Consider the following 26,991-nt stretch of genomic DNA (forward strand, 5'->3'; position numbering starts at 1 on the left):
AAAAAAAGGCCATAGAGCAACTGCCAGGGCTCCCAACTGTAACAGCGAAAAAATGCCTTTTGCCATGTCGCAAATGTAGGCGACAGCGGGCATCTGTTTGTTTGAGGCTCAAACGATTGGCGTTGCGCCACGCACTACGGCGCGGCTGGTGTTGTGGGCAATGAGCGAGGAGCGCAGGTAGCGCACGCCACGGTCCTGCTTCCACTGAATAAGCGAGTGCGGGTTTTTGCGCTCGCGCCAAAGCGTGGTGTTCGAAAGTCCGGTGAGCCGCTCGGCTTCTACTTGGTCGACCCACTCGGGAAGGGCCGCGCGCAGCTCAATGACTTCTTTCTTCAGCTGCCGAAATTCCTCTAAGAATTGCTTCCACTCGGGGAAATCGTTTAGGGTGAAAGTCATGCTGTTTGACAAACGAGCTTGTAAATTTTATCGAAGTTGCCGCCGGTTTTGGCCAGCATAAGCGCATCAGTAAAATCCTGATTGTAGTCCTGCAGGAACCTGGTTTTTTCTATAAGTCTCAGCAGGATAGCATCGGCATGGCCGTCAATTTCTTTGTGAGTAACCTCCCTTGGGCCCGCGCCATAGTCGTTTTCAGGTGCCAGCGATGGAATAGGGAAGGCTGCCATAGCCGCGCTCATGCCGTCAGCAAAGTCTGCGCTACGCGCACGAGGCAGCTCGTCGAAGAATGTCATGAGCGTCGGGCTCAACCCCTGGCCACGGCCGGGAGCCCATTCCAGTACACTGATGACCGCGTGGTGGGCGTCGTACGGTTCACCCCCGCCTGTCTGTTCCCAGTTGGCTGGAACGGTACCGTTTAAGCCGTGCTGACACGCCACCTCGGCAGAGAACAGCGCCAAGCTATGGGCATTGAGCTCAGCCCGAAACAGCGTTAACTCATCCAGCCGCGCCAGCAGACTTCTCCGCTCGTCTTCCGAATTATCCTCGGCTAACAAGTCGGTAAAGACGCGCTCGCACTCGGGCTTGAGCAGGTCGCGAAGGTCGGCCAGCGCCTCAATTTTGCCGTTGGCGTAGTCCATGGGGGTTTCCATAAATGAGGTATTAAGTGGGTTTGTGGGCTCCGGCTCGATTGTTAAAATACCGTTTCGGGCGGTACTTAAAATTGGTGTTCATATTTGTTGTGGCACCAGGTACCCTAAGCAGTTGTTGCCCCAAAGCAGACAGTAAGTAAGTAGCTGTTTTTACCGGTTCAACTGTACCTAATGGCAATAGATTCAGACACGTTACACCGCCAGTGGGCCTCTGCCATTGTGGGCCCTGGTGCCATGCGCCGAGTGGCGGTAAAGGCCAAGTGCCCGGCTGCGCTGCTGCACACGCTGCTGGCGCTGCATTTGCGGGACTGCGTGGGGTATTTGTCTCCCTCCACCGCCGACCTCCAGGAATCGCTGCAGGTGAGCTTGCCCCTCGTTCGCGGCTACGTGCGGGACCTGGAGGCCCGTGGGTGCATCAAACGGGAGCGATTTTACCGGCGCGGGCCCCGGCTCCTGCGCCTCACCGATAAAGGCAAAGAATTGGTACGGCAGTGTCAGCAGGAACTGAAGCGTTCAGCGGCTTTGCTGGTGTAGCGACAGGGGCCGGAAAGGGGGCTTTCAAAATACTGCCATCAGTTTGCCTGCGGGTACCTACTCCTCAAATTGGCCCCCCATACCATCGGTTCCGAAAGTGGTTTCCTACAGACCGGGTGGGGGTCGTTCGACCGGGGGCCGGCCCTTGCACCCCGTTACCATCCCAGGTCCTGCGCAACGTAGTGCGTGACCTCGTAGAGCCGCCAGTGTTTGTGGTCGCCCCAGCGCAGCGGCCAGTACCGGCGCGCGCCCGAGTTGTCTTCCGTCAGGCTCAACAGGCCGAGGCTCACGCTCTCCAGCCGCGCGCACTGCCAGGTTTCGGAACCGGCTGGGTCCCGCGTCCAGAGCACGTACACGCGCCCGATTTCTATCTCCAGGTGGTAATGCACCGGGTCGATGGCCACACAGGTGCCGGCCGGGAAGCGCGGGGCCATGCTATCGGAGCGCAGCCAGATGTCGCGCCAGATTTTACCTTGCCCACGGCGGTCCCGCACAGCATCGCGCTCCGCCTCCGTACCGGGCCGCCACGGCACGAGTGGGTCCAGCCAGTAGGCCCGTTGCCTGGGCGTGAAGCCTTGAAAGGTGGAAGGATAGCCGCGCCGGGCAGCAGCTTCTTCGATGCCGGAAGGGAAAGTCTTTTCCATGACAGATGATGAATTAAGCAGCGTAAGAAACAGTCCCAGAAAAGGCGCCCACGGCGCCGCCTCCGAAGGGAGCGGCGATGTAAGCGGTCAGATTGGCGATGATGGCGCGGGCCTCGTCAGCCTGGTAGCGATTGATGCCCAGCAGCACCCGCGTCTTGTGGCGGCGGGTGATGAGCGGGTTGTTTAGCAACCGAATGATTTCTTCTCTCTGTTGGCGGCTAGCATAAGCAGTAGCAGCTTTCTCTTCGCGGTCTGCCAGTTCGCGCACAGCGTTGCGGTACCATTTTGCCAGCGTGGCAACGTTCTCCGTGTTGCTGGTGCGCTCGACGGCAGTGGCCCATTCTTGGGTGGTGATGAACGGCGAACCGAACAACAGGTCAAGAATGAGGTTGCGCAGGCCGTTTACTTGGTCGGCGGCTTGGGGAGTGGGCGCAGTTGCGGCAACAACGGCTTTCCCGGCTACATGAGTTTTCATGTACTTTTGTGGGTATTGGGGGTGTAAGATTCCCCACCTAGTAGCGGCCCCGGCAAGGGTCGTTGCGGAGGCCAGCCCGGCAAGGCTGGCCTTTTGCATTCTAGTCGGTGGAAGTGTCCTGCTTGGACATAACAAATATACAATCTTTTTCTTAATAAGAAAAATATTTACTTAATAATTTTTAACTTATTTTATTATGTAAGAAAAAGCCATTTTTACCTATCTTTGTCCCATTATGGAAGCAACACCTAAGCCCGCCCTTGGCCGCCCCACGAAAGACCCTGAACGGTTGAAACGTCCCCGTTCCCTATCCTTCACCGATGCAGAGTACGCCAAGCTGGGCACGCTGGCCAAAGCTGCTAAGCTGGGCCGCTCTGAATACATTATCGACCGGCTGGGACTGGATAAATAGCCAGAGCTGCACCCATCCTTTTTTCCGTGAAGGCATCTTATAAGCGCCACTTCATCGCCGCGCAGCGCAGCCATGAAAACCAAAACTTCCGTTTAGAGCTTAGTAAGCTGCACAAGTCCGATATTCGCCTTATTCTTGAGCAAATCACCAAGTGGTCAGAAGGCGAATCGCCTGGCAAAGATTATGAAAGCTATAGCAGCATCCGCCCCGGACTGGCTCGGTGGCGTATAGGTGACTACCGAATCTATACCTACCATTTGGGTGGGAACGTGTATATTATGCTCCACGTTTACCAGAAACAAGGGCAGGCTTTGCCAAAGGCAGTTAAGAAGAAAATAGTAGATAGAGCCATTATTTATGAAGACTACAGCCGCGCAAAAGACCTTATCAAATACGCCAAGGCCATTCAAGAAGCTACGCTCTTATGACCAATCGAGCTTTTCGAAGTTTCGAGAGTGCCAGCACATGCGTTCGGGCTCTGCCTTTGCCTCTGTTCTTTTGATTCCAACATGTTCGCGTGAAGTCCAACGCAGAACACAGCATGTTTTGGTTACGGAGTTTCACAACGTCCATACGGACAGATTGGCAAGCATACTTAAGAGCGTAGTTGCCTGCCGTGGACGATTGCACCTGGATTTGCCTGCGTTGGAGACAAGGAGTTTGGAGCATCTCAAAACAACGGAACAGATAGACGAGGCCCCTGACTTTACCGTCGCGGACAAAGAGTGGATTGACAAAATCGACCGGACTAAGCTGAGTTGGGACAACTGGTAATACCCTGCCTTCAACAAGCCGCCCCCAGCCCGTTTGTCCTTTCGCGCCGTACGGCCCGGCCTCTAACCCGGTGCGACTATGGATGCTGGGGCGGACGCTCCTAGGGGTGCAAAAGCCTAGCCTATCCAAGGCTGGGCTTTTTTGTGCTTGTTCTTTGCCACCTAGACGCTACGGTCCGTGTGAGCGCTGATTCACTCAATACCTTAGGCTGGTACATGAAAAGGCGCAGGGCGCAAGACCGCACACGTTGACGTTGGTGGTGGGTTAAAATTCAAAGTCCGAGAAATGAATAGCCCTGACCGCATTGGCTAGAGCTGTTTTATTGCGGAACTCCGGCGGATAATGCTTACTCTTAATAGCCTCACAGAAGACAATTATTTCTCTTCAATACCTATAGCTCGAACCGACAAAACTGACAAAAGGCAGTTCTGTCAGTTTTGTCGGTTCGTAGTACATATATTATCTGATTATCAGATAAGTAATAGATAGACGAAAAGCCTGAAAACGGTTTATATTTCGCTCGAAACAGGGTAATTCAATGCGTAAACCCACTACGCATTGGGCCAAAAAAGGACCTGGTTTCCCTTCGTCTTCCGTTTCATCCTCTCAGTCATGCCCTACGCCATCCTGCGCATCAACAAACTGAAAAACCTGGGGACTGCGACCAGCGCTACTCAGCACAATTACCGCCAGCAAGATACCCCGAACGCCGACCCGGCCTGGGCGGACAGCAATCAGGAATATCTGAATCTAGAGCGCCGCAATTACTGGACGCTGGCCAATGAGCGCATTGCCGAACTGCATCTACCGCGGTTGCGCAGCGACGCCGTGCGGGCCGTGGAGGTACTGCTCACCGCCAGCCCCGAAGGCTTCCGACGCGATGCCGACGGGCGGGCGCTCGACGTGCGCGGCACGCCCTGGGTGCAGGACAATCTGGACTTTCTGCACCAGCGCTTCGGGAAAAACAACGTGGTCAGTTTCACTCTGCACCAGGACGAGGTAACACCCCACGTGCACGCCGTAGTGGTGCCCGTCACGGCCGACGGCCGGCTCTCTTCCCGCGACGTGTTCAGCCCCTCCAGCCTCCGGCAGTTGCAGACTGACTACGGCAAAGTCATGGAACCCCACGGCCTGGAGCGGGGCATCCGATATAGCACCGCGCTACACGAAGACGTGCGCCGACACTACGGAGCCCAGCAGATGTGCAAGGAAGCCCTGGCCGACTTGGCCAAGCCATTATCGACGGTGCCGCACCAGCTCCGACCAATGGCTTCTTGGGAGAATCCGCAGAAGCATCAAGCCCTGCAGCAGTTAGAACTCAATACGTACATTTTTAACCTGACCTCAACTGGCAACCAGAAAATCAGTCAACTGGCCGCCGTGGCCTCAGCCAACGCGCTGGAGCGCGAACGGGCCCAAGTGCTGGAAAAGCAGTTGGGCCGCAGCCAAGAACAGCTCGCATCGGCGCGGGAGGGCATCACGCCCCAAGTGACCCGACTGAAAGAGCAATTGCGCCAGGCGCAGGAGGAGTTGGCCACCCGGACTACAGAACTGGCAGAGCAGAAAACACGCACTGCTAAAGGAAACCTGAATCATTTCCGGGCGGTCATGAAGCACCTGCAGGGGGAGCCGTTGTCGGAGAATTTGACGGCCTGGGGGCAGAGCCAGCGCCAGACCCACCAGACCGGCATCGAGCGCATGTTGGCCAAACAGTTGCTCAAGCCCATCCAGCAGGTGGCGGATATTGCTCCCGCGTTTCTCGAAAAAAGTTACGTGGTGGAAATCACCAGCCCCACCAGCTTCACCCTGACTCACGAGAAAAACGGGATGCGTTTCAGCAGCGCCGAACTGCGTCCCAACGGCCGGGATTTTCTGGAGCAGCTCCGGGAGGTAGTAGACAAAAGACAAGGACGGGACCAAACGGGCCCGAATCTATCTACTGGAGAAATAGAGAGATAATTCTACTCAAAAAGCTCCACTAGCTGCGCTGGAATACTTGGAATACATCATGCTACGCACGCTGGGCTTCCGCTTCAAACGCAAGCGCTGAGACTCAGACAATGTCAACCAGCAGGGTTTTAACATAAGGCTTGGGCAGGTTCTTTCCGAACAGCGTCAGCGTTACCTCCAGTTGGCCACTTGAATTCATGGGCAACGTCAGGCGCGCTGGCTCTTTGAGTGCCAAGGTGGTGAAGTTGTGGCGCAAATCGCCCAGATGGGCTTTGATAACGTAGCTTTCCGGCGTCTCCGTGACTCTCGGGTAATTTATCTTTTCCAAGCTAGGGCCGTTCAGTCCCAGTGCCTTGAAAGGGGAATGGTGCTCTGGTTTAGGGTAGACAGCATCGGCGACAACGAATGGACAAGATTTCTTGATGCGAATTTCCACCGAACAATTCTCGATGTATTGCTCCCCGTGATTCGAAATTCGCAGGTTGATTTTCCGCGCCCGCTCTTCGTACAGGTAGTATAAATCCGCAGCCTGGTACGTCTTTTTGACTGACTCCAGGTCCTCTTTTAACGTGGCCAAGTCGCGCTTTTCGTACGGCAGTTCCCTGCCCGATGCCCAAGCCGACATTTCGGCCATCTGGGCAAACACGGGGTTGGATTCCATAATGTTGAACACCATGTAGCCGGGAAGCTTTTTCTCCAGCATCTCCTGTTTCTTCGCTTCGCGCTCGGCGGCGCTTAGCTCTTTGTCGGCAATGGCTCGCCGAATGCTGCGGGCGGCGCTGGCCGAAGGCAGCCCTGAGTCGAGCACCGGCGTTAGGCGGGTGCTGGGTTGCCCATCCACTTCGAAAACAGCATCCAGCTTGGCCGCTAGGTCCGGGGCCACCTGGCGCTTGGCAAAGATTTTATCGAGGTCGCTACGCATCAGGCGCATCTGCGACGTTCCCTTGCGGATAAATCCATCCCCGCGGCGAAGGCTTTTGGTGTCCTTCTTCATCAGGTACGGCTGGTTGTCACATTGGTAAATGCGAAAGACACCAACCTTTTTATCCGCTACCTCCACGTGGAAGTACTCGAACTGAATATCGGGCTCTATATTACTGTGCACCAATTGGTAATACGTGGCATCGTCCATAAACTCCTCAATGCCCAGAAATGCCCGCTCGCTGTTAGGGTAGTGCTTGACGCCCACGACGATGTAGCGGTCCTCTTCCAGCGCCGCGTTGGCCATGGCCATGATATCTTTCAGCAAATCGTCAAACTTGTCCGCTTTGTACACAATAGCCTTGAAATCCAAGCCCGTTTTCTCGTTTTCGTATTGAATAAGGTCAAGCAGTTCCATATCTCACAAAGTTACCGCAGCGCCACCTGCCCCCTTTCTTGGTAGAGAGGGGCTGTGGGAGTGCATCATTTTTCTTAGGGCAGCAAATCTTCGGGGAGCATATCATCGAGCAGCTCCGCCGGCGTGGGGTCTTGTGGGGCGGCCGGCGGCGGCGCCGTCAGGACCTTAGCTTCGATGATGTGTTCTACCTTACGGCTCACCTTACTACTGGAGAACTGCAAAATCCCGGGCGAGGCCTCGGTTACGGTCACGTCCCGCAGGGTAAGGTTTTCCTGAAACGTCAACTGGAGGGAGAAACCTAGAATATCGAACGTCCAGGGGGTGGATTGCTGCGTGAGCAGTAGCTCCCGGTCTTCCATTTGGGCCCCAAAAAGCTGCTGCTTCTCCTCGGGGCTGCCTTCCCAAGCGGATTTTATGCTTAAGGTTCTGTTTTCTTCAATCTCTTCCCCGCTGATTAACGCGCCAAGCCAGCGCAGCTCATTTATGTTCTGCCCTTCGAGGTTGAAATGCTGGAATCTGATGCCGAAGCATTTCTCAATCGCTTGCAAGCAGAGCAGCAAGCCGCGCAGGCTTTCGCCACTGGCCAGCAGCGTCGGCTGGGGCTTCTGCTGCGGGTAGCGAAAGACGGGCGCCCAGTTTTCCAGCAACTCCACGGCCTCGCCACGCCCCAGGTTCAGCATGGTGTCGGCAAAGGTGAGGGCCGACTCAACGGAATCGAATCCCGGCCTCCGCTTGGAATAAGTGAGCATAAGGTCCAGGCTTGCCCGGCCGGTGAGCAGCTCCTCCTCGGAAGCGTGGGCAATCGCGCCTTCCACCCGCGTCAGCTGCTCGGCCGGCTCCGGCAGCGTGAATACGGCCCGGATATAGCGGTCCACGGCCACAACTTTCCACTCGTGCTTGCTGGTGTACAAGCGCAGGTTCACGTCGAGCAGCACCAGGCCGGAGGCAAAGCGCACCGTGAGTTGCTTGTGCCAGGTGGGCGTGCGGGCTATCCAGAAATCCGTAACCCCGGCGCCCAGCGGTAACTCAAAGCCTTCCACCTGCATCGAAAACGAGGTCAACTGGTCGGGGGAAAATTTCAGCACCTGAAGCGATTCACCCTCGCTCAGCTTGGCCAGCCCTTGAATCAAGGGCGAATCCACCGCGGCACTGAAACGCAGCTGGCCAGTGGTTTGCCCGTCGATGCGCCGAATGTCTGTTATGTTGATGCCCTTCTCATCCCCGTTGTAAAGGTATTTAAGCCCTTGATTCGTTAGGAGTTGGAGCGTGCTTCTAAGGTCAATTTCCTGCCGCGTGGCTTCACCTATGGCGTTTTTTTTTATGTCAGCGAGCAATTCGGCTACAAACTCCTCCCCCGTGGCGTCGATGTAATGAATGTTCCGCTGTTCGAGTACTTCCTGCTTGAGGCGGCCCATATTGGGGGAGACGACGTAAGCCGGGCGCATATGTTCGCCCAGTGCATCGTACACCCGCAGGAACACGTCCAGTACGTTAGGGTCCTCCACGGCATAGCCAACAAAAACAAACGTGCGCGAAGCCATGAGCGATTCCAGGTGCTTCCAGAGCAGCGGGTCCGCTTTGCTGAAAAACCGCTGGTAATCGCTACGCGTGATGACCAGGGTTCTGGTATCATCCAAGTGCCCGTGGATTTTGTAAAGCGTAGGCTTGTTGGGGCTGAGCTGCGGCAGCTTGTTGGAATCAACCAATAGGTCGAGCAACTCGTGGGTCAGCTCGAACATTCTGTCGTAATTCGTGCTGATGATTTGCTTGATGTACGGAATACCGGCCAGCTGCTCGTGCACGTGCCGGTCCGTGGGCAGCTTGGAATACTCTTCCAGCACCACGCGGTTTAACTCGTAGCGGTTGCCCTTGTGCAGCGTAACGAAAAGCTCGGCGTAGTCAGGGAGCGACATTTTTAGCGGGTTTTGGTCTCCCAGCTCCTCTTCTAAACGCTTCCGTTGGTCCGCCGATAGCGAGTCATGCAGCTTTTTCACCAAACCAGCCCCCATTGCGTAGCCGGCGTAAGCCGAGAAGCCAGAGCCCGCCCACAACACCACTTGCTGCTGTCGAATCAGCTTAAATAACGTTTCCTTATCCATTTTTTATGTTAGAGCGCGTGAGCAGGGACAATTGAAGTAGTAGGTGTTTCACAAAGGCAAGGTAGAAAGCGGATAGGTATGAAAAAGCCCCGCTCGGAGTAGGCAGTGTGCTGCGGGTTATTCAAGCGCGTAGTACGACGAGATGAAAGTGCCCGTCCGTCGCCGTGTGCGCAAATAGATTTCTGATAATTTGCAGCTTATACACCAACAAGGCGCAGCTTATCGAAAGCTGGTGGTGGAATAGACTTTCTATCCAAACGAGAATAGCTCCCGCCTCTGAACTGCGACTAGGAGCAGCCTGTTTGGGGTCTTACCTATTGTCATTTAGTCTCGACCTTCGTAGCGCTCCCGTTAGCTGCCAGCGGAGAACTTTTGCCGCCAAGCCTGCCATAGCCCCCGGTCGGCTTCAAGTCTATCCATCTTATCGCTGTCAATCTCCCGCAGCTGCTTAGCGACAAATTCCCTAGTCCAGCGACCGGAAGAGATGTTGTCTTTGTAGAGGGTCAGGAGCTTTGGTAGGCTGCGCTCGACGATGAACAGCCAGTCATCCTTGCGGAAATAGCCCACCCGGACCTCAAACTGGTAGCTGGCCAGTACGTCGGCGTTGTCCAGGAAAGGCCGTTCATTGTCCCGAAAGGGATTCATGAGCACCCCTGGAGTGACCGGGCCGACCAGGTGTTGCGTATTGTCGAACTCCCGCTCCCACACCGCGATTAATTCGTCGGCTTGGCGCACCCGGTATGGGCTGTAATGGGCGCCGGCCCACTGCCGAATCTCGGGCAGCAGCGTGCGCCACATTTGAAACCGCAGGCAATGCGCAGCATGCAGGGCGGCCATCCAGTTGACGAGCTGGCCTTTGATTTCGGCCAGCGAGTGGGACGCGAGCCACTCATGCAGCGGCCGGGGCATTTCCACCACAAACGGGACCCACTCGGTTCCAATTTGAAACCCGCGCATGCCCCGGGGCAGCATGCCGGTCTGCACCGCCGCGTGCAGCACTTCGAGTTGCCCCATTTGGCTTTTTTCGCCCAACAGCAGGCTAATCGGCGTCGGTCGGGTGCGGATGGCCTCCACGTTGGCTACTCGTTCAAGAAACGTCTCTTTGGAGAGCTTAGCCAGTTGCAACAGTTGGTGGTTGATGACGATGGCAGTGTCCTCGTGTTGGTGGGCGGCGGTAATCATAGGATGGATAGTTGAGGGGAAGATAACGGCGGGCAGAATGTGAACCGGCCGTAAAATAGCCCTGTAATTTTGGTCTATGGAAACTCAACTTACCTACAGCTACACCAACCCCATCACGGGTGGCGAAGCCTCCGGGCCCGTTACGCTGGGCTTCGGCCCCGAAGAATCCAACCACTTGGACGATGCCCAGTTTGACGAGCTGCGGTTCACCGGCACGCTGGAAGCTTGGTTCGAGCCCACCAACCAGATGGCCATGTGGCTGATTTTGTCGAGCCGCGGGCTGCGGGCTGACGCGGCTACGCCGGGCCGCATCACCATCGAACCGGTGGGTGCGCCCGGGCCGGGGCAGGTGCTCAGGATTCAGGCCAGGCTGCGGCAAAGGAATGATTTCCAGGCGTTCTCGCTGGCCCTGATTTCCCACCTCACCTTTGAAGGCGGTCGTTACCTATAAATTCCAGCGGTGTGGCCAACAGGTGGCGTTAAGTTGGTGCGAGCCGACTCGAAAGCCGGCCCGTACCAACTTAACGCCACATAAGCGCTGGCTTTATGGTTTTTTCTGTCTAGGTGCTATCGTGTAGGGCACGTCTAGCTGGTCAAGCTTCTGCTTCACTGCACGCAACTCCAGTGGGTCACTGGCCAGAAAGTCCACGTAGTAGAATGTCTTTTGCTTGGTGCCGCTCGCCCGAATCCAAACGCCTTGCATCCCGTTATCCCTTACCGCTTGGTAGAGGGATTTATGCAAGGTTTTGTCGGCTTCATCAACCCCGGCAAAAAGAACCCGCATCGGCGTCTCTTCGGAAACAAAGTCCGGTTCCAGTGCCTTGATGTACTTCTCCGGAAAGGGCGGAGGCAACGGACCGACATACTTCCAGTAGGTTACCAGACGCCCCAAGTGTTGGCCATATTCGCCAAAATAATCGGCCCCGTACCACTTTTTATCCACGAAGTTGTAATGGGCAACCGCAATGTCCTGGTGCGTGGCACCAAGTATAACCATCACCTTCTCTGAGGTATCGTAACCTTCCAACTGGAGTGGTAATTCGTCGAGCGCAAGTTTCCAATCCAAGGGGTTCATTTGAAGTTGCAGGGTGAAGGTTGCCGCAATATAGGCCTTCGAGTTAGGACTGCGTATTATCGCTGATACACAGACTCTCGGTATTCCGCTTTTACGGCTTCTTTTGTCAGCTTGTGTGTTTCTAACGCCGCAAACACTTGCCGGTCCGTCAGGTCCTTTAGCTCGTATTCCTTGAAAGAGTTGATGTAGCTGCGCACATTGTCGCGCAGCTTTTTCAGGCTATTCTTGCGCACCACGCCCACGTCTTTGCTGAAACCGGCTTCTTTGGCTACGTTCTTGACCGGTATGACCATAAGGGGAGTGACCTGCATAGTGTGGTACTCCCGGTCGAACCAGGCTAATGCGTTGTTCATCTGGCCTGTTTCGGCTTTGTGGATTTCGTTGCGGTCCTCTTTTACCTCGTTTTTGCACTCAATAAGTACGTACTCATTTTCGCCCACGCCCCAGAGATTGTCGGGGCCGGCACCCCACTGTTTGTCGGGGCGGGCGCTGCTGAAGCCGAGCAACTCGCCGAGGTCGTAAAGCGCTTTTTCGAACTTATCAGCCTTCGTGCCAAACGTCAAGTTGTTGAGCAACTCATCGACACGGATGCGGCAGTCATTGTGGTACGCAAAGGCGGCGAGCCAGCGACGGGCAGCTTCGGCCTGACTTTGGTTAATGGCCAGCTTGGTGACCACCATGCCGTGCCGGGGCTTGAGCAACAACTGGTTTTGCCGATGGGCGGCTACCTGCATGGCGTTGGATTCGGTTTTGTCGGAGGCGTACAGCAGACGGGCAATTTCCTGGAGGTACCAGCCGCGTTCGCTGGCGTCAGCCCCGGGTAGGTGCTTGTCAAGGATGGTTTGCAGAAAGGTGACGGCTTTAGCCACGTCGCCTCGGCGGTAACTTTCTTCGGCTTTGCGTTCTAGTTCCAGAATGTATAGGACCCGTTCGTTTGAATGGTCCGTTGTGGCTTCGTCCATCTGGTCGGCGTAGTACGACTTCCAGCCTTCGTCCCGACTCAGGCACTGCTTGATGACCTCGTTGATAACCTGAAAGCCGTCGCCAGAAGTGGCGTCTTCGGCAGCCATCTTAGTGATGTTGAGCCCAATTTCGATTTGCTGACGGGTTTGGGCCGAGAAGAAGCGCCGGAACCGCGGATTGCGCAGCGTGTTGATTAGGTCGGGGCCAGTGATAACGATAACGCAGTAGTCCTTCTCGCCGCGCACCCCGCGGCCGAGCCCCTGCTCGATTTTCTGAGCCGTCTTGATAGCAATTAGGTCACTTTCGGCCCGGCACTCTTCTTGGTACCGGTCGCTCAGTGTTTGAGCAAACGGCTTTGAATCGAGCAAAAGGATGCGGCAGGCGTTGTCGGGCAGGTCGATGCCGTCGTAGCGGTTGGCGATGACGACTGTCTTTTCACCCTGCCCAGCTTTCAGGGCTTTGAGCTGCGGGTCGAGGGTGGCAGCGGTGAGCACTTCGGCCCCATGGGATTTCCAAGTTTCGGCGTAGGCAAAACTTGGCACCAGAGCCACCACGCCGTAGGCACGCCCCGGCCGAGGGGAGGCAAAGGCGGCTACTAGGTTGGCGCGGCTAAGCCTGTCGTCGAGCTGATATGGGTCGAGTAGCATCTTCTCGCCTGACCATTTTTCCTTAGCGTACAGTAATGGGTGGGTGACCGTGCCAATGGCCAAGCCCAATCCCTTAATGAAGAAAGAATCGTCGTTGGTAGTTGCCGACATGAACACACGCAGTTGGGCGCGGTCAAACGAGCCGAACACTTCCATTGGCGGGTGGTAGGGCACAATTTCGAAGGCAGCGCCCGACACCAAGCACTGGCAGTCCCGGAGAACGTCGCGCAGCAGGCTCCAAGTGAATTTAAGCTCGGGGTCGTCTTTGTGGCCGGCCAGTAGGGTGGACACATGTTCCAGCCGGTCTTGCCAGGCCCAATACGGCACGGCCAGCAGCACATCGGTGTCGCCGTTGCGGATTTCGGCCACCCGGGCCAGGCCCTGGTCCTGCAAATCTTCTTCAAACAGGGCAAACAACTCCTGATACAGCTTTTCGGCTTTGTCCCGTTTCACCAGCACGGTGAAGGCTTGCCGGATGGTTTCGATGCAGGCATGGGAATCGTCAAGCACAATTGCCCCTATATCGGCTGCCTGCCGGCCCAGTCCGAAGAGGGAGCGGCCGTTAAAGAGGCGCTGCACGTGGGTAATCAGGATTGCTTTGCCGTCCCAGAAGTCGGCTGGTATGACGTTATCCGGCCCAATGTCGCAGTGCTTGAAGCCAAATTCTCCAGCTTGCTCCCGGGTCTGCTCGGCTAGATAAATATTGGGACACAGATACAAGGCTGGTCCCTTGCCTTCGTTCAATCGCGACTGCAGCAGCAACAGGCCTACTAGCGTCTTGCCTTGCCCCGTGTGCAGTTTCACAATAAGGTCGCGCTGCTCACGCAACGTTTCAAACCACGTGCTGAGCACCGCAAACTGAGCTGGTCGCAACGGACCTTTGTCGCTCTTGCGGTCCAGCGACTCGTAGATTTCAACCGGGTGCAGCTTCTTTTCGAGTTGCTTGGCGTCGAGACGTTTGCGGAAGTCAATCATAATTTAGAGCGTGAGTCGCCTTATTCTGAGTCAATTAACCTGGCTCAAGTTGTTTCTTCAATCAAACTCAAAGCCGAATAATCCGCCTCCGGGGTCGTCTGTAAGCCTGGGACTAATAACATAGTCCTCAATGACAAAGTCAGTCACCCTATCTGTTGGAAGCTGGTCAGTATTGAGTGTGACTATGTACTGGAAGCCGAGTCGCTCTGCTAGTTGCGCACCGTATTCCAACGCCTTTTCTTTTTGCCTTTCATCAATGGGGTCGAATAAGTGGCTGTCGTGGATAAGGAAGCCAGGAGAGATGTTCCGTCGATGGGCCATTGTCATCAACATCATATCAAAGCAAAATATCTGTGCATTGCTGACCCCTTGGCTTTTTTGCCCCTGAATAGTCACTTCGAACTGGGGACCTGTTTCTGTGGCAAAAATGGCTAAGTTGCCCGCATTCTCATACAGCGCACGAGAAGCTTCTTCAAAGGCCAATATTGCTTCCGTTAAAACGGCAGAATTCTCTTCGAAATCGCGTTGCAGGCGCAGAAAGATGTGCTGTTGTTCGATTTTATACTGCGCGACTCGCTCATTCACTTCACTAAGCAAGTGCCGTTGCTTCTTTATCTGTTCAGCCCGGGTCTCAGCCAGATTTAGTTCGCTCTGCAGTCTCGAGTAGTGCTGTAAAGCCCCATGGGTCTTGAGCATCGACATAAGTTCGGCGCGTCGTTCATCGATTTCGCGCATGGTCTTCAAACGCGCTCCAATGCTAGTTCTGGCCCGAGTCAGTTCTTCCTCTAGGTATAGCTTGCGGTTTCGCACTATTGACTCATGAAACTTGCGAACTTCGTCAAACCGCTGAAGTGCTACACCTGGCAAGGCAATTCCAGCCTCATCATACAGTCGTTTCACATCGTCTAGTTGCGGAACCGATTCAGCAACGAGTGATTGTTCTAGGTCATGCGTATAGAGGCTGTCTTGAGCGTTCGCATCAGCCAGGTCATTTAGTTGGCGCGTTAACTCATTGGCTTCACGCTCACGCTCAACGTAGTCGGGTAGCATTTTAAAGGAACGAACTGCTTCAGACAGCCGATTGACTTCCTCTTGTGCAAGTGCTGCCTGCGTAAGGAGTTGTTTCGGGTCACCTAGAATTCCTTCGAGCAGCCCCTCTTTCGCTGCTTTTTGCAGCTTTTTAGTGTTATCAGCTTCCTGACGCAGTTCTTCTCTTTCCGCATTAATATGCCAGTCAAGCCCAATTATATACGATAGGGCAATTCTGACATCGTATGGAAGCTGACGACTGGACTGTTCTTGAGGCTTCAGAAATGCTCCACTCGATGAACGCCGAGCAAAGTAGTTGAAGAGCATGGCGAATTTCGGATTGAACTTGCCAGCAGTTTCGGGAATCAGAAACATCGCGCGGCCTAAAATCTCAATCCACTTCGAGTGATGGATATTGGAACCTGCTTCTAGTGGGTTAATCGGCCATTCTTCAAACGAGCCATCTAGTAGCTCAACCTCAATATTGGAAAATTCGGCGCCCCGACGTAGAACACGCAGGATGGCTCCACGAAGCTGGAAGACCATCCCAAAGTAATGGTCTTTCAGCTCTGCTTTCCTGAAGAGCGAATTTGGGTCTCCCTCTTTGCCCAAGAGGAAATGTATAAGCAGCACTAGGCTCGACTTCCCTGCTTTATTCCTAGTCTGGCCAGCACCAGAATTTTCAAGTTTATCGGATAAAATGATGTTTAAGCCGCTATGGAAACCATAGTCCTTGAATGTCTCAAGCGAGCTGAATATTTCGTAAATCATGAGTTGATGCGTACTATTCGGTCGTTTTCGAATTTTACCACGCGAATGGCCGCGAGAAGGTCGAGAGCCAGTACGAACCAATCGAATGTGATTGGCTCCGAGTTGTGAGAGGTATTTTTTCTTAACTCGTTCCATAGCCTGGAGACAGATTTGGGCTCGTTTAACAACCTAAGCAGTTGTGCACCCACAGTGAGTAGAGCCCTTTCCTCTGGCAAATGTTTAGCAGGCAGTATCATACGGTAACTGATTGGGGTGGCGCCTCAAAGATGTCGCAACTTTCAAAGAAGTAAGCCAGAACAGCCAGTGAAGCAGCCTCAGATGACTCCTGATGCCGGTTTACAAAAGCAAAAAGCTTTCGGTAGATGGCATTGGGGTCGTTGCCCGCACGCTTAAGCCGGCTGTACTCATAACGTAATAAAGCAGAAACCCTCATACCTAGCTCAGGGTCTGATTGATATGAGTCAAAAAAGGCTGTTACACGAGGCGAGAGTCTGAACCCTAGTCTCACTAAAGCTTTGCTGTTCTCGTCAAATCCATTTGCATCCAGCTTGCCTGGCGGTACTTCTAGAACAGCGCTGGTTGGTTCAGGAACAGCAACGTTCAGGTTACTCAGAACCTCACTGATTTCTTCAAAGGCTATGTGATTTGGACGAGCCATAGGCGGTCCAAGCACGTAGGCGATGTCCTCTTCTCGCAAATCGAATAGCTTCGTTCTGAGCTCAACAGGACCTAAGTGACCTATTGTGATACTGGGGTTGTTTCCTTCAAGCGCAAGCAATGTTTCGAGCACATGCGGCGGGACACCTCCATAGCTGTTATGAACGAATGACCATTTATCGAAATACTGCTCCCAATGCGGGAGCGCACCTTCAAAGTCATCATTAATCTTCTTGATAGCCGCTTTCGCTTCCATTTCATTAGGGGCGTAAACTTGGTACAGATGTCGTTCAGAACGCAGGTATCCATCGTTCTTTTTGTCCCCTATATTACCCCATGGTCGAATACTCATGAAATCGCTGGGGTGACATAGCTCCATAATCAAGGAGAATAAGTCCTGATAAGCGTTTCCAGTGCCCTCATACACCTTAATCTTGAATCTCATTTCATACATCTCGCGGCTATACTCAAGCATCGTTAATAAGTAGAAAAGGTTAAGTATCGAGTTGGAGAATTAGCGAAGAAACGCCGTGCAAAGTGAAGTTGAAGAAGCACACCTATCGCTGGTGTTTGTTGCGAGGTGGCGCTGCATGGTGTCGGTGGGGCCACGCTAGGCATACGGGACAGGCGATGCCAAGACCTGGACTATTGAGTTCACCGCGCGTGACAGCCTAAACTAAGAACTGACAAAACCGACAGAAAGCCTTCTGTCGGTTTTGTCAGTTCTTAGTTTAGGTCAATTGTAAATAATTCTTTAAAGGGCTCACTTGCATTCTACTCTTCCTCAAGTTCGAGCAGCTCACTGGTGGCCTTTTGTAGCGCTGCGTCCGCTAAGTAGGGAATGACCGCTGATATATTTTTAATCATAATATTTCGCATTTGTTTATTATCCATACCTAAACGATTGGTGCGGTGGTCCATTTCAATATAGAGCTCCCTTAGTTTTCTACCTGATGTGTGTCCATACTTCAGGGCTATCGCATCGGCATTTGTAGGCATAGCTTTTCCTTGATAGACATAAAGTAATGCAATTTGTCGCAAGCTGAGGGTAGGCACGGGTACCTGTTCTTTAATTGCCGGGCCAGCCCTACCATCTGATTTAGCAAGCCCAGCAGGCACTGCTTCGCTTAAATCGCGTCGCGCAATCAACTTCTGTATTTCTATCTGCTCATTCAGCCAATCGCGTGCACGCTCTACGTTTAGTGGCTCTATGCCTAGTTTTTTAGCTTCTGCCCCTCGCAGGTCCTGTATCCCCTGCAGGTGCAACGATTCCACTATTAGGTCATCTAAATATTGGTACTGTGCCCTACCAGCCTTAAAACCGAAAAGGGCTTCAAACTTCTCGCCCGTCAACCCCTCCAAGAAGTCCACTACTAAATGGAGCTTCAGTGAGTGGCCGAAAATATTTATGTGTAGAACGAGCATGTCATCACGTTGGATGAAGGGGATGTTACCAATCATCCAAGTAAAATATTGCCTGAATGTGGAGTAGTACATTGGACATTCCCCCCGAAAGGTCCGTAGCCGCCGCCCCTCGTTTGCAGAGGCAACCAATCGGGCCTCCTCCTGGTCTGCTATTGTTTTTAAGTCAGCTAAGGATTTTCTCACAACAGTGCAGAATGCAGGCGCATGCTTGTATAACCCAACGTATAATCCAGAAGCAAATCAGCCACCCAGATTTACATCTAAGTGGCTGATTTACAATGAGCGAGAAACGAGGTTCGAACTCGCGACCCTCAGCTTGGGAAGCTGATGCTCTACCAACTGAGCTACTCTCGCGCGATGGTTTGGTGGCCCGAAATTACGCCAAAGAACCGGATTCGCAACCGGAGCCAACCTGTCCTTTCGCGGCCGCGTATGACGGAGCACGATGGCCACTCCTCCCCTTCCCCCCGTTACGCGCCGCCTGGTTGGCCTTTTGCTCATGATGAGCGGGGCATTGCTGGGCTTGGGCATGCTGTTGAAAGTATACGTGGCGGTGGTCAGTTGGAACTCGGGTTACCAGGATTCCTACGCCATGCTGTCGGTTTATCTGGTGGGGCTGCTGGCCAGTGGGCTGCTGATGCGCATGGGCCTGCGGATGCGCCGCGGCGACGACCTGTCGAAGCGCGACCCCGACACCGACGAGATACTGTAAATCGGCCGCCGCGGCCCGACCTTTGCCCCATGTCATCTCCTCTGCGCATCTCGCTGGCCAAAGCCAACCCCGCCACCGCCGCCCAACTGGCCGACCTGGGCCGCCAAACCTTTCAGGATACCTTCGCCGCCACCAACACGGCCGCGGACATGGCCGCCTACCTGGCCGAAAACTTTGGCCCTGAAATTCAGCTCGCCGAGCTGCAGGACCGCGAAAACACCTTCCTGCTGGCCCATATGCAAAACGAGCTGGTGGGCTACGCCAAGCTGCGCGACAACTCCGCGCTGGGCCTACCCGAAGGCCAGGATGCCGCCGGCCGCCTCGAAATTGAGCGCCTCTACGTGCGCGACGACTGGAAGGGCACCGGCCTGGGCGCCGCCTTGATGCGCGGCATTCTGGCGCTAGCCGAGCAACTGCACTGCACGGCTGTGGTGCTGGGCGTGTGGGAAAAGAACGACCGGGCCCGGGCCTTCTACCAGCGCTTCGGCTTCCGGGAGGTGGGCCAGCACGAGTTCCGGCTGGGCCAGGACGTGCAAACCGACCTGATTTTACGCAAGGGCATGGCGGGCCGCTAAACCGGCTACTTTTGGGAATGCCTATGCCCGCCCTGTTGCGCTTGTTGAAGCACCGTGCCGCCGGCGCCGCCCTCGCGCTGGCCCTCCTGGCCACGGGGGGCTGCCAGCCGCAGTCCGACGCGGCCACCGCGGCGGCGCCCCCACCCGTGGGCCATTACGAAGGCAGCCTGGTGCAGGCGGGCCAGCCCGAACTACGCATCGCGCTCGACATTCGCCACCCCAGCCCGGGCCACTACGAGGCCGAGATGAGCGCACCCACGGCGCCGGGCCTCAGCTTTGTGGCCGATACCGTTTTTTTCAGCAATAACCAACTGCGCCTCACGCGGCCGGCCCGGTCCGGCCAAAGCCTGGTACTCAAGTCGGAAGGCGACTTTTGGCGGGGCACCCTGGCGGTCGACTCGGCCAGGGCCACCACCGTGCTGCTCAAGCGCGGCAACGCCACACCCAATACCTACCACGTCGAAGAAATGCCGCAGGCCAACGGCCCGGCCTGGCTTTTTGCCCCGGCCGACGCAGGCACCCTGGGCCCCGCCCTGGCCCTGCTCCCCGACTCGGCCACGGCCGGCGCCGCGCCGCTGTGGGCCGATGCCCTGGCCCGGGAGGGCATCATCGTGCTGATAATGCCGGTGGCCGGCGCGGCCACACCCGCCACCGAAACACCGCGTCTGCAGGCCGCCCTGCGCCTGCTCCGCAACACGCCCGGCGCCGACACCGCCAACGTGGGCGCCTGGGCCGCCGGGCCGCGGGCCGGCGCGCTGGCGCAAGCCGTGGCGCCCGGCGGGCCGCGGGTAGCCTACCTAATTGCCCAAAATGTGCCCGTGAGCCCGGAAAACCGGGCGGCTTTCCGGGAGCTGAAAAACCGCAAGCTGCCCGTGCTGGGCCTGTATGGCGGACCGGGCGCCGCCGCGCAGGCCGCCGCGCTACGCAATGCGCTGGGGGGCCGCCGGGGCACGGCGGTGCTCACTTACCGCACCAGCGGGGCCGATTTGTTGGTACCGGGCGGGCTGAGTCGGCGCCTGGGACCGGGCCTGCCGGCGGGGGTGGTGGAGTGGCTGCGGGGGCGGTAAATAAGGGTGGTAGCTGACCGGTTGAATTGAGCTCGCATCTGTCATCCTGAGCGCAGCGAGGAAACTTATTACGCTCGTGCCTAGCGGGTTACGGCCATTTATTCAACGGTGAAAAGGTCCTTCGCTGCGCTCAGGATGACCGGCACTGGCCCGAATCGGCTTCCAGTACCTTCTAAATCAGCAGCAGGCCCTTTTCGCGCAGCTGCTGCCAGGCAGGGCTTTGCAGGAAGTATTCGAACGTGCCCCCTCCCGCCGGAAAAGTGGCCGCCGCCTCGCGTAGCGGCACTTTACTGTCGTAATCCTGGCTGAGCCGGGTGAGCAGCTGGTGCAGCCAGCGGCCGGCGGCTTCGGTGGTTTTCACCTCAAAGTCCTCGGCCTGCTCGTAGCAGGTGAGCACGGCCTGGGGAGCTTTTTTGCCGGGTTCGAGGCGGAGCTCGGGAGCGTTGCCGAGCCAGAACAGGCGCTGGTTCTGGCGAGCGAAATCGGGCTTTTCGGGGGCTTGCAGGGCCTGCTGCACGAGGTGGCGCGGGGTAGTCGATTTGGGGGTTTTAAAATCAAACCAACGGGCCAGGGGCTCATCCAAGGCTACGCCGTGCAGGTAGTTATAGAGGCTCTTGGCCAGGCCGGGGCCGAAGGCTTCGTGGTCGGTGCCGAGGGGGTCGTCGTGCCACAGGTCGTTCCAGGCAAAGCCGGCGGGCTCGGGGCCGGTGGCCTGCACCTGGTACTTCGCCGGGTTCTTGCCCACGGGCGAGTGGGCCGTCATCGAGAAGCGGTGCCAATAGCCACTCTGCACCACGCCGGCCGCGAAAAGCTGGCGCACCACTTCGAGGCTGTCGATGGTTTCCTGGGCGGTTTGGGTGGGGAAGCCGTACATCAAATACGCGTGCACCATGATGCCGGCCTGGGTGAAACCCTCGGTGACGCGGGCCACCTGGGCAATGGTGACGCCCTTCTCCATCAATGCCAATAACCTATCGGAGGCCACCTCCAGCCCGCCCGAAACGGCAATGCAGCCCGAGGCGGCCAGCAGCCGGCAGAGGTCGGCCGAGAAGGTTTTCTCGAAGCGAATGTTACCCCACCAGGTGATGGGCACGCGGCGCTTGAGCAGCTCCACGGCCAGGTCGCGCAGGGCCAGGGGCGGCGCGGCTTCGTCCACGAAGTGAAAACCAGTCTGGCCGGTTTGCCGGATAATTTGCTCGATGCGGTCCACCAGCAGGGTGCTGGGGGCAGTTTCGTAGCGGCTGATGTAGTCCAGGGTCACGTCGCAGAAGGAGCAGCGCTTCCAGTAGCAGCCGTGGGCCACGGTGAGTTTGTTCCAGCGGCCGTCGCTCCAGAGGCGGTGCATGGGGTTGAGCACTTCCAGCACCGAGAGATACTCGGTGAGGGGCAGGTCGGAGTAATCGGGCGTGCCTACTTCGTGGTGCGGCACGTCGGGGTACGGGTGGTTGATGTACTGAATCTGGCCGGTTTCGTCGCGCAGGAACGTGCGCTGGAGTTTGGAACGGTCAGGCAGAACGTCATTATGTAGAACGTCATGCTGAGCTTGTCGAAGCATCTCTACCGCTTCGTTCCCACCGGTACTGATTACTTGCGCGGTAGAGATGCTTCGGCTGCGCTCAGCATGACGGGCTTTTTGTTCGTTCAAGCCGCCCAAATATTCCAGCAGCCGCAGCCAGGGGCCTTCGCCATCGTCCAGCGTGAGGTAATCGATGTAATTGAAAAAGCGCGGCTCCTGAATGGTACGCAGTTCCGTATTGGGGTAGCCGCCGCCCATAATGGTCAGGGTTTCTGGGCTGATTTCTTTGATGTGTTTCGCCAGCCGCAGGGCGCCGTAGAGGTTGCCGGGGAAGGGCACCGTGAAGCCCACCACATCGGGCTGCACGCGCGCTAGCAGCGGCTCCAGCTCCTCCAGCAGCATTCTGTCCAGCAGGTTGGGAGCGGCTTCCAGCTCCTGGTGCAGGGGTTCGAAGCTGGTGGCGGAGAGGGCCAGCTTCTCGGCGTAGCGCGAGAAGCCGAAGTGCGGGCCCACGGTTTCCTTGATGAGGTCGGCGAGGTCTTCGAGGTAGAGGGTGGCCAGGTGGCGGGCCTGGTCCGTCAGGCCCATGGTGCCGAAGGCGGTTTCGAGGTCGGCCACGTTGTCGAAGCGGCTGGCTTCGGGCAGGAAGCGGCCGTGGCAGATGCGCGGGGCCAGCGTCAGGTCCTTGTTCTGCAAAAACCGAATGACCGGGCCAATGGTGGCCAGGTAGCGGTTTTGGAGCCGCAGCATGCGCCGGGCGTTGTCGCTCAGGTCGAAATCACCGGCTTCAATTTCCTGAAAAACCCGCTTCAGCCCCGCTTCCGAAAACAGGCGCAGCACCAACTGCAAGCCCATGTCGGCCTGCGTTACGGCGTAGCCGCGCCCACCCAGAAAGCCCTTAATGTAGGCCGTGGCCGGATATGGCGTATTGAGCTGCGTGAGCGGCGGGGTGAGCAGCAGGATGCGGGGCGAGGCAGTAGGCACAGTGGGGACTAACCCGGCCGGGGTGGCTAGGGTTCATTTCCCGGCAAAGGTCGGCACGACGGCCGGCTTACATTTTCATGCCGCCCATACTGCCGGCCTTCGGGCCCATGCCTTTCATGCTCATCCACGGCGCGGTGAGGCGCAGGTACACCGAGGCCGATAGCGGCAGCTTGCCGTAGCCGGGGCCGAGGGTGCCGAAGTCACCAATCCGGTCATATTGCAAGTTCCTGGGGATGAAGTAGCCCGTCAGCTGGCCACCCAGGCTCAGCTCCGGGCCCCGCGCCCCGCCCAGGGTAGCCAGCCGGTAGCTCGTACCCAGCGTGATGGCGTGGATGTTAAACACCTCATCCAATGGTACGCCATAGGCCGCGGTGGCGTAAAAATTCAGTTCCTCGCTGTCCTTCTGCACAAATTCGTAGCGGCCGTAGAACGTGGGGCGGCCCAGCGTGAGGTTGGTTTCGGCCAGCACGGCATGCTCCTTGCCGCCGTGGGCTTCGTTCAGCCCCCACACCAGGGCCGAGGCCAGGTAACGGCGCTCGCCCCAGGTGCGGCTGTGCAGCACCGAGGCCGTGGTGCGGGTCACGTTGTCGTCGGGGTGCAGGTCTTCGGGGCTTTTGATGAAGGCGCGGCTCACCTGCAAGGCCAGGCTGCGGCTGGGGTTCCAGTTGAGGCGGCCGGCCCAGGAGTCGGCGCGGGGCCGGTCAAAATCGAAGCGGTACTGGTCGGGCTCGCGGCCGGTGAAGTTGCTGCCTTCCAGCTTGAACTGTTTGTAGCGCACGCCCAGCGTGGCCACCCCGAAGGTGATGTGCGTGGCATCGGTCCAGTGGTGCGAGAGGGGCGCATCGGGGTTGGGCATGGCCGAAATGCGGTGCATAAACGCCACCGGCCCGATGGCCGGCTCGCCGGGGTAGCCCACGTAGAGGCTCAGGTCCATGTCCTCGTTCACGGCGTGGGTGTAGCTCGCGCTCAGGCCCGAAATCAAGTCGTGCGGGTGCTGCTTGTCGATGAGCGGCTGGCCCCGGTAGCTCTCGCCGGTCTGGAACAGCAGTGGGTAGCCGCCGCGCGTTTCCGTGAGCGGGTCGAGGCTCACCATCAAGCTCAGGTTCAGTAGGCCGCGCGCGCCGATGTTGCGCTGGGCCATGGCCATGCCCCAGTTGGGCCCGTCGATGGCATTGGCGTGGCCGCGCTTGCCGTCGTTGTTGAAGTTCTGGCTGGTGTAGCGGGCGTAGGCGCCGGCGTGGTACATCAGCATCCAGGGCCCTTTGTGCTGCATCCACATGTACATGGGCGTCTCGTCGGGGTGCCAGCTGGTGCCCGAGCCGTTGCGGTTCATGGGCAGATTGCGCGAGAGGGCGTGGCTCATGCCGCCCATTTGCATGCTGCTGTCGTGGGCCATGGTCATGCCGCCCATGTTGTGGCTGCCGCCCGACATATCCATGCCCTCGGTGTGCCCGGTGTGGTTCATCGGCACGGCGGGAGCGGGCGAGGTCGTCGGCATATCCATTCCTTCCATTGAATGCTCGTGGCCTGCGTGGTGGCTGGTATCAGCAGCGGCTGGCGCAACGGGAGTAGGCCTGGGAGCGGGCCTGGCAGTGGCGGGGGCAGCTTTTTTCAGGGCAGGCGCGGCCTTGGGAACGGCCGGGCGAGCTTTGGCCGGCTTGGGCTGGGGTTTGGGCTTGGCCGGCATGGGCATCGCCATGTCCATGTGCTCGTGCGTCTGGGCCAAGGCCGGCAGCAGGGGCGCGGCGGCCAATAATCCAACAGTCAATATTCGGTTTAAGAATAGCATATTGAATGGGCTAATGGCAAGATGTTCATCTTCTCTATACCCGCAACCGCCTCCTATAGTTAAGCCATTATTTGGCTGAAAGTGTACAGCATCCCGGGCCCAGCCGAATTGTGCAGGGTTGAAACCAAAATTCTATACCCCTCACTCCCCGGCCGGCTGCGTACACCCAACCCACAGCTTTTCAATCCTTTCCACCAATTCAGCCACTCACCATGCAAATGCCCACCGCCGCGCCCCGCGCCCGCCAAAACAACCAAGCCGTCCTCGATGCCCTCAGCCGTTGCATTGCGGCCTGCGAGCTCTGCGCCGATGCCTGCCTCGACGAGGACGACCCCAAGATGATGGCGCCCTGCATCCGCCTCGACCGCGACTGCGCCGACATCTGCCGCCTCACCGCCGCCTTCATTGCCCGCGGCTCGGCCCATGCCCAACACGTGCTCAAAGAATGCATCGAAATTTGTCAGAAATGCCACGACGAATGCGCCCAGCACCAACACGACCATTGTAAAAAATGCGCCGAAGCCTGCCAGGCCTGCGTGGAGGCCTGCAAGAGCTACGCGGCCTAGCTTGCAGCACAAGCTTATGGCATAAAAAAAGGCGGCCCTTTGCAGGGCCGCCTTTTTGATTTCGGATGTAATTCCCCTACGCCAGCGCATCGAGCGACAGGCGCTCGGGTAGCATCAGGCGGCGGAATTCGCTCACGGAATAGCCCGTGACCTGGCGGAACTGGTTGCTCAGGTGCTGGCCGGAGCTGTAGCGCATCTGGTCAGCTATCTGATTCAGGGTCAGCTCGCCGTAGCTGAGCAGCTCCTTCACGCGCTCAATTTTAAGGCGAATGAGGTATTTCTCGATGGTGAGGTGGGCGGTGCGCGAAAATACCTTGCTCAGGTGCGAATACGTGGCCGCAAACCGGTCCGTCAGGAAGGCGGAAGTAGTGAGGGGCGAGCGCGCCGTGCGCAGGTGCTCCAGGTATTCAGCCAGGGTGCCTTTGATTTGCTCGGTGAGTTGTTCGGCCCGGCCGCGCAGCAGTTCGAAGCCGGCGGCTTGCAGCAGCGGCGCTAGCGACTCGGGGTCAACAGGCGTTGTTTCGTCCAGCTCGGCCACGCCCAGGCTCACGGCTTTGGGCCGGTAGCCGGCGCGCTCCAACAGGTTTTGTACGGCCTCCACGCACCGGGGGCACACCATATTTTTGATATGCAGTAGGTTGGTTTTCACAAGCTTTAACGTGTTTCTGGCCGCCGCGAGGCCGCCGATGAGGAATGAGAACGCGCCGCTGCAGAACCGGCCGGAGTCCGGCGCGTACGCGGCGCCGGAGTAGAAACTTCCGCCCACCCGCGCCCGAACCAGTGCCCGGTGGCCCAGTTCACGAATGGCACCACGGCCAGGAACGTGACGGCCAGCAGCCAGACGAATACGAGAAAGGCGAAAAAAAGTCGACTGAAAAAGTGGTCACTCGTCCCGAACAAATAACCGACCAGCATTAGTGCCAGCACCAGACTCACGCCAGCCAGCACGCCCACCCGCCGCCAGGGCCAGGCGGCAACGTGTTTTTCCAAGCGACGGCGCAACGGGAGCAGCATAATTTTCGGGAAACGAGGAGGTGAAAATAGGTGAAAATTTATTGAAGCCAACTACTTAGCCCAGCAAGGCCAGCAGTTCGCGCTGCAAGGCCTCCCCGTTATCGGCTTCGTACCAGGCATTCATCTCCTTAATTATCTGATTGACGTGCAACGATTTATCGGCGTGCAGCTGATGGGCCAATACCTGCGCGGCGGCCGGGCGCGGGCCCCAGTCGCCGAGGTCGGCGCCAGTGGCCGCATCACGCCGAATGAGCTTCGGAATGCTGTTGCCGCCGTTGGTTTGGTGGGCGGCCATCAGGGCGGGGTGGTCGGAGCGCAACACGATGTGCAGGCTCACCCGGCCGGCGCTCATTTCGGCCAGATGCGCCAACACGGGCAGCGTGTGGGCGGTGTCGCCGCACCAGGCTTCGGCCAGCAGCAGCCACTGCTCGGGGCGGGGCAGGTTGGCGAGGGCGGAAACCAGCTCGGGCAGCAGTGGCTCGGCGTAGGCGCGGTCGAGGTGGGCCTGGTTCTGGTCGGTGTAGCGGATGAGGCCGGGCGTCTGGTCGGGGCCGGTGGTGCGGTGCTCGGCGGCCAGCCGGGCCACCAGGGCGCGGAACTCGGGGTAGGTGTAGGCGGGCGTAGGTACCGCAGTGGGCGAAACAATTGGGCTGGACATCAGGAGCAAACTGTGAGAATGAAGGCGCAGGCCACGCCGGGCGCAACCCCAGGGCCACTGCCACCGCTACAACCGTACCCGCCCGCCAGGGTTCAGGTTGCGCCGCGCTGGGT

The 26,991-nt window shown here is 57.4% G+C and carries 27 protein-coding genes and 1 tRNA gene; 9 read left to right on the forward strand and 19 right to left on the reverse strand.

Annotation, left to right across the window (positions count from 1 at the left end):
• Nucleotides 1-108 precede the first annotated feature (108 nt).
• Nucleotides 109-396: a hypothetical protein gene (locus Q4S41_RS22720; protein WP_305033435.1), complete on the reverse strand. Its 288-nt coding sequence runs from the start codon at nt 394-396 to the stop codon at nt 109-111.
• Nucleotides 393-1,046 carry a hypothetical protein gene (locus Q4S41_RS22725; protein WP_305033436.1) on the reverse strand — a complete coding sequence of 218 codons (654 nt, stop codon included), beginning with the start codon at nt 1,044-1,046 and terminating at the stop codon, nt 393-395. Before Q4S41_RS22725 ends, Q4S41_RS22720 begins: the two co-directional genes overlap by 4 nt.
• Nucleotides 1,047-1,217: 171 nt before the next feature.
• Here Q4S41_RS22725 and Q4S41_RS22730 point away from each other — a divergent pair, with 171 nt between their 5' ends.
• The gene (locus tag Q4S41_RS22730; RefSeq protein ID WP_305033437.1) at nt 1,218-1,580 is read left to right on the forward strand and encodes a hypothetical protein; all 363 of its coding nucleotides are present in this window, start codon (nt 1,218-1,220) and stop codon (nt 1,578-1,580) included.
• 155 nt (nt 1,581-1,735) lie between these two features.
• Here the strand turns inward: Q4S41_RS22730 and Q4S41_RS22735 are convergent, their stop codons facing one another.
• Nucleotides 1,736-2,224, reverse strand: coding sequence for a S24/S26 family peptidase (locus tag Q4S41_RS22735; protein ID WP_305033438.1), 489 nt, complete (start codon nt 2,222-2,224; stop codon nt 1,736-1,738).
• Between the two features lie 13 nt (nt 2,225-2,237).
• Nucleotides 2,238-2,798 carry a hypothetical protein gene (locus Q4S41_RS22740; protein WP_305033439.1) on the reverse strand — a complete coding sequence of 187 codons (561 nt, stop codon included), beginning with the start codon at nt 2,796-2,798 and terminating at the stop codon, nt 2,238-2,240.
• Nucleotides 2,799-2,934: 136 nt separating this feature from the next.
• On the opposite strand from Q4S41_RS22740, the gene Q4S41_RS22745 reads away from it, so the two are divergent.
• From Q4S41_RS22745 to mobV, 3 genes are all read left to right on the forward strand, one after another.
• Nucleotides 2,935-3,111: a hypothetical protein gene (locus Q4S41_RS22745; protein ID WP_305033440.1), complete on the forward strand. Its 177-nt coding sequence runs from the start codon at nt 2,935-2,937 to the stop codon at nt 3,109-3,111.
• A gap of 26 nt (nt 3,112-3,137) precedes the next feature.
• Nucleotides 3,138-3,539, forward strand: a complete 402-nt coding sequence (locus Q4S41_RS22750; RefSeq protein ID WP_305033441.1) for a type II toxin-antitoxin system RelE/ParE family toxin — start codon at nt 3,138-3,140, stop codon at nt 3,537-3,539.
• A 958-nt stretch (nt 3,540-4,497) separates the two neighbouring features.
• Nucleotides 4,498-5,844: a MobV family relaxase gene (gene mobV, locus Q4S41_RS22755; protein ID WP_305033442.1), complete on the forward strand. Its 1,347-nt coding sequence runs from the start codon at nt 4,498-4,500 to the stop codon at nt 5,842-5,844.
• A 94-nt stretch (nt 5,845-5,938) separates the two neighbouring features.
• Here mobV and Q4S41_RS22760 read toward each other — a convergent pair whose 3' ends face one another.
• The 3 genes from Q4S41_RS22760 to Q4S41_RS22770 form a co-directional block, all read right to left on the reverse strand.
• The gene (locus Q4S41_RS22760; protein ID WP_305033443.1) at nt 5,939-7,174 is read right to left on the reverse strand and encodes an AlbA family DNA-binding domain-containing protein; all 1,236 of its coding nucleotides are present in this window, start codon (nt 7,172-7,174) and stop codon (nt 5,939-5,941) included.
• 74 nt (nt 7,175-7,248) lie between these two features.
• Nucleotides 7,249-9,087 (reverse strand): SIR2 family NAD-dependent protein deacylase, encoded by a 1,839-nt coding sequence (locus Q4S41_RS22765; RefSeq protein WP_305033444.1) that lies wholly within the window; start codon nt 9,085-9,087, stop codon nt 7,249-7,251.
• A gap of 537 nt (nt 9,088-9,624) precedes the next feature.
• Nucleotides 9,625-10,455: a hypothetical protein gene (locus tag Q4S41_RS22770; RefSeq protein ID WP_305033445.1), complete on the reverse strand. Its 831-nt coding sequence runs from the start codon at nt 10,453-10,455 to the stop codon at nt 9,625-9,627.
• A 76-nt stretch (nt 10,456-10,531) separates the two neighbouring features.
• Between Q4S41_RS22770 and Q4S41_RS22775 the strand changes: the two genes are divergently transcribed.
• Nucleotides 10,532-10,906 (forward strand): hypothetical protein, encoded by a 375-nt coding sequence (locus Q4S41_RS22775; protein WP_305033446.1) that lies wholly within the window; start codon nt 10,532-10,534, stop codon nt 10,904-10,906.
• A gap of 93 nt (nt 10,907-10,999) precedes the next feature.
• Here the strand turns inward: Q4S41_RS22775 and Q4S41_RS22780 are convergent, their stop codons facing one another.
• The 7 genes from Q4S41_RS22780 to Q4S41_RS22805 form a co-directional block, all read right to left on the reverse strand.
• Nucleotides 11,000-11,530: a hypothetical protein gene (locus tag Q4S41_RS22780; RefSeq protein ID WP_305033447.1), complete on the reverse strand. Its 531-nt coding sequence runs from the start codon at nt 11,528-11,530 to the stop codon at nt 11,000-11,002.
• A 56-nt stretch (nt 11,531-11,586) separates the two neighbouring features.
• Nucleotides 11,587-14,115, reverse strand: a complete 2,529-nt coding sequence (locus Q4S41_RS22785) for a DEAD/DEAH box helicase (RefSeq protein WP_305033448.1) — start codon at nt 14,113-14,115, stop codon at nt 11,587-11,589.
• Between the two features lie 57 nt (nt 14,116-14,172).
• Nucleotides 14,173-15,915 carry an ABC-three component system protein gene (locus tag Q4S41_RS22790; RefSeq protein ID WP_305033449.1) on the reverse strand — a complete coding sequence of 581 codons (1,743 nt, stop codon included), beginning with the start codon at nt 15,913-15,915 and terminating at the stop codon, nt 14,173-14,175.
• Nucleotides 15,912-16,151 (reverse strand): ABC-three component system middle component 6, encoded by a 240-nt coding sequence (locus Q4S41_RS24620; protein WP_369811347.1) that lies wholly within the window; start codon nt 16,149-16,151, stop codon nt 15,912-15,914. Before Q4S41_RS24620 ends, Q4S41_RS22790 begins: the two co-directional genes overlap by 4 nt.
• A complete protein-coding gene (locus Q4S41_RS22795) occupies nt 16,148-17,047 on the reverse strand; it encodes an ABC-three component system protein (RefSeq protein WP_305033450.1) in 900 nt (299 codons plus the stop codon). Before Q4S41_RS22795 ends, Q4S41_RS24620 begins: the two co-directional genes overlap by 4 nt.
• A gap of 299 nt (nt 17,048-17,346) precedes the next feature.
• Nucleotides 17,347-18,033 carry a hypothetical protein gene (locus tag Q4S41_RS22800; protein WP_305033451.1) on the reverse strand — a complete coding sequence of 229 codons (687 nt, stop codon included), beginning with the start codon at nt 18,031-18,033 and terminating at the stop codon, nt 17,347-17,349.
• 245 nt (nt 18,034-18,278) lie between these two features.
• Nucleotides 18,279-18,351: transfer RNA gene (locus Q4S41_RS22805), tRNA-Gly, on the reverse strand.
• 91 nt (nt 18,352-18,442) lie between these two features.
• Here Q4S41_RS22805 and Q4S41_RS22810 point away from each other — a divergent pair.
• The 3 genes from Q4S41_RS22810 to Q4S41_RS22820 are packed head-to-tail and all read left to right on the forward strand — an operon-like array spanning nt 18,443 to nt 20,351.
• Nucleotides 18,443-18,709: a hypothetical protein gene (locus tag Q4S41_RS22810; RefSeq protein WP_305033452.1), complete on the forward strand. Its 267-nt coding sequence runs from the start codon at nt 18,443-18,445 to the stop codon at nt 18,707-18,709.
• Nucleotides 18,710-18,738: 29 nt separating this feature from the next.
• A complete protein-coding gene (locus Q4S41_RS22815; RefSeq protein ID WP_305033453.1) occupies nt 18,739-19,284 on the forward strand; it encodes a GNAT family N-acetyltransferase in 546 nt (181 codons plus the stop codon).
• Nucleotides 19,285-19,307: 23 nt separating this feature from the next.
• Nucleotides 19,308-20,351 carry a hypothetical protein gene (locus tag Q4S41_RS22820; RefSeq protein ID WP_305033454.1) on the forward strand — a complete coding sequence of 348 codons (1,044 nt, stop codon included), beginning with the start codon at nt 19,308-19,310 and terminating at the stop codon, nt 20,349-20,351.
• A gap of 172 nt (nt 20,352-20,523) precedes the next feature.
• Here Q4S41_RS22820 and Q4S41_RS22825 read toward each other — a convergent pair whose 3' ends face one another.
• Both Q4S41_RS22825 and Q4S41_RS22830 read right to left on the reverse strand, forming a co-directional pair.
• The gene (locus Q4S41_RS22825) at nt 20,524-22,851 is read right to left on the reverse strand and encodes a B12-binding domain-containing radical SAM protein (protein ID WP_305033455.1); all 2,328 of its coding nucleotides are present in this window, start codon (nt 22,849-22,851) and stop codon (nt 20,524-20,526) included.
• Between the two features lie 67 nt (nt 22,852-22,918).
• Nucleotides 22,919-24,619, reverse strand: a complete 1,701-nt coding sequence (locus Q4S41_RS22830) for a hypothetical protein (protein WP_305033456.1) — start codon at nt 24,617-24,619, stop codon at nt 22,919-22,921.
• A gap of 233 nt (nt 24,620-24,852) precedes the next feature.
• On the opposite strand from Q4S41_RS22830, the gene Q4S41_RS22835 reads away from it, so the two are divergent.
• Nucleotides 24,853-25,206: a four-helix bundle copper-binding protein gene (locus tag Q4S41_RS22835; protein WP_305033457.1), complete on the forward strand. Its 354-nt coding sequence runs from the start codon at nt 24,853-24,855 to the stop codon at nt 25,204-25,206.
• Between the two features lie 76 nt (nt 25,207-25,282).
• Here Q4S41_RS22835 and Q4S41_RS22840 read toward each other — a convergent pair whose 3' ends face one another.
• From Q4S41_RS22840 to Q4S41_RS22850, 3 genes are read right to left on the reverse strand one after another with little or no spacing between them, the layout of a single operon-like run.
• Entirely contained in the window at nt 25,283-25,855 is a 573-nt protein-coding gene (locus Q4S41_RS22840) for a helix-turn-helix domain-containing protein (protein WP_305033458.1), read from the reverse strand.
• A 5-nt stretch (nt 25,856-25,860) separates the two neighbouring features.
• Nucleotides 25,861-26,220, reverse strand: coding sequence for a hypothetical protein (locus Q4S41_RS22845; RefSeq protein ID WP_305033459.1), 360 nt, complete (start codon nt 26,218-26,220; stop codon nt 25,861-25,863).
• A gap of 55 nt (nt 26,221-26,275) precedes the next feature.
• Nucleotides 26,276-26,878, reverse strand: a complete 603-nt coding sequence (locus Q4S41_RS22850) for a thioredoxin family protein (protein WP_305033460.1) — start codon at nt 26,876-26,878, stop codon at nt 26,276-26,278.
• Between the last annotated feature and the right edge of the window lie 113 nt (nt 26,879-26,991).

This window comes from Hymenobacter convexus (genome assembly GCF_030580955.1).
Taxonomy (GTDB): domain Bacteria; phylum Bacteroidota; class Bacteroidia; order Cytophagales; family Hymenobacteraceae; genus Hymenobacter.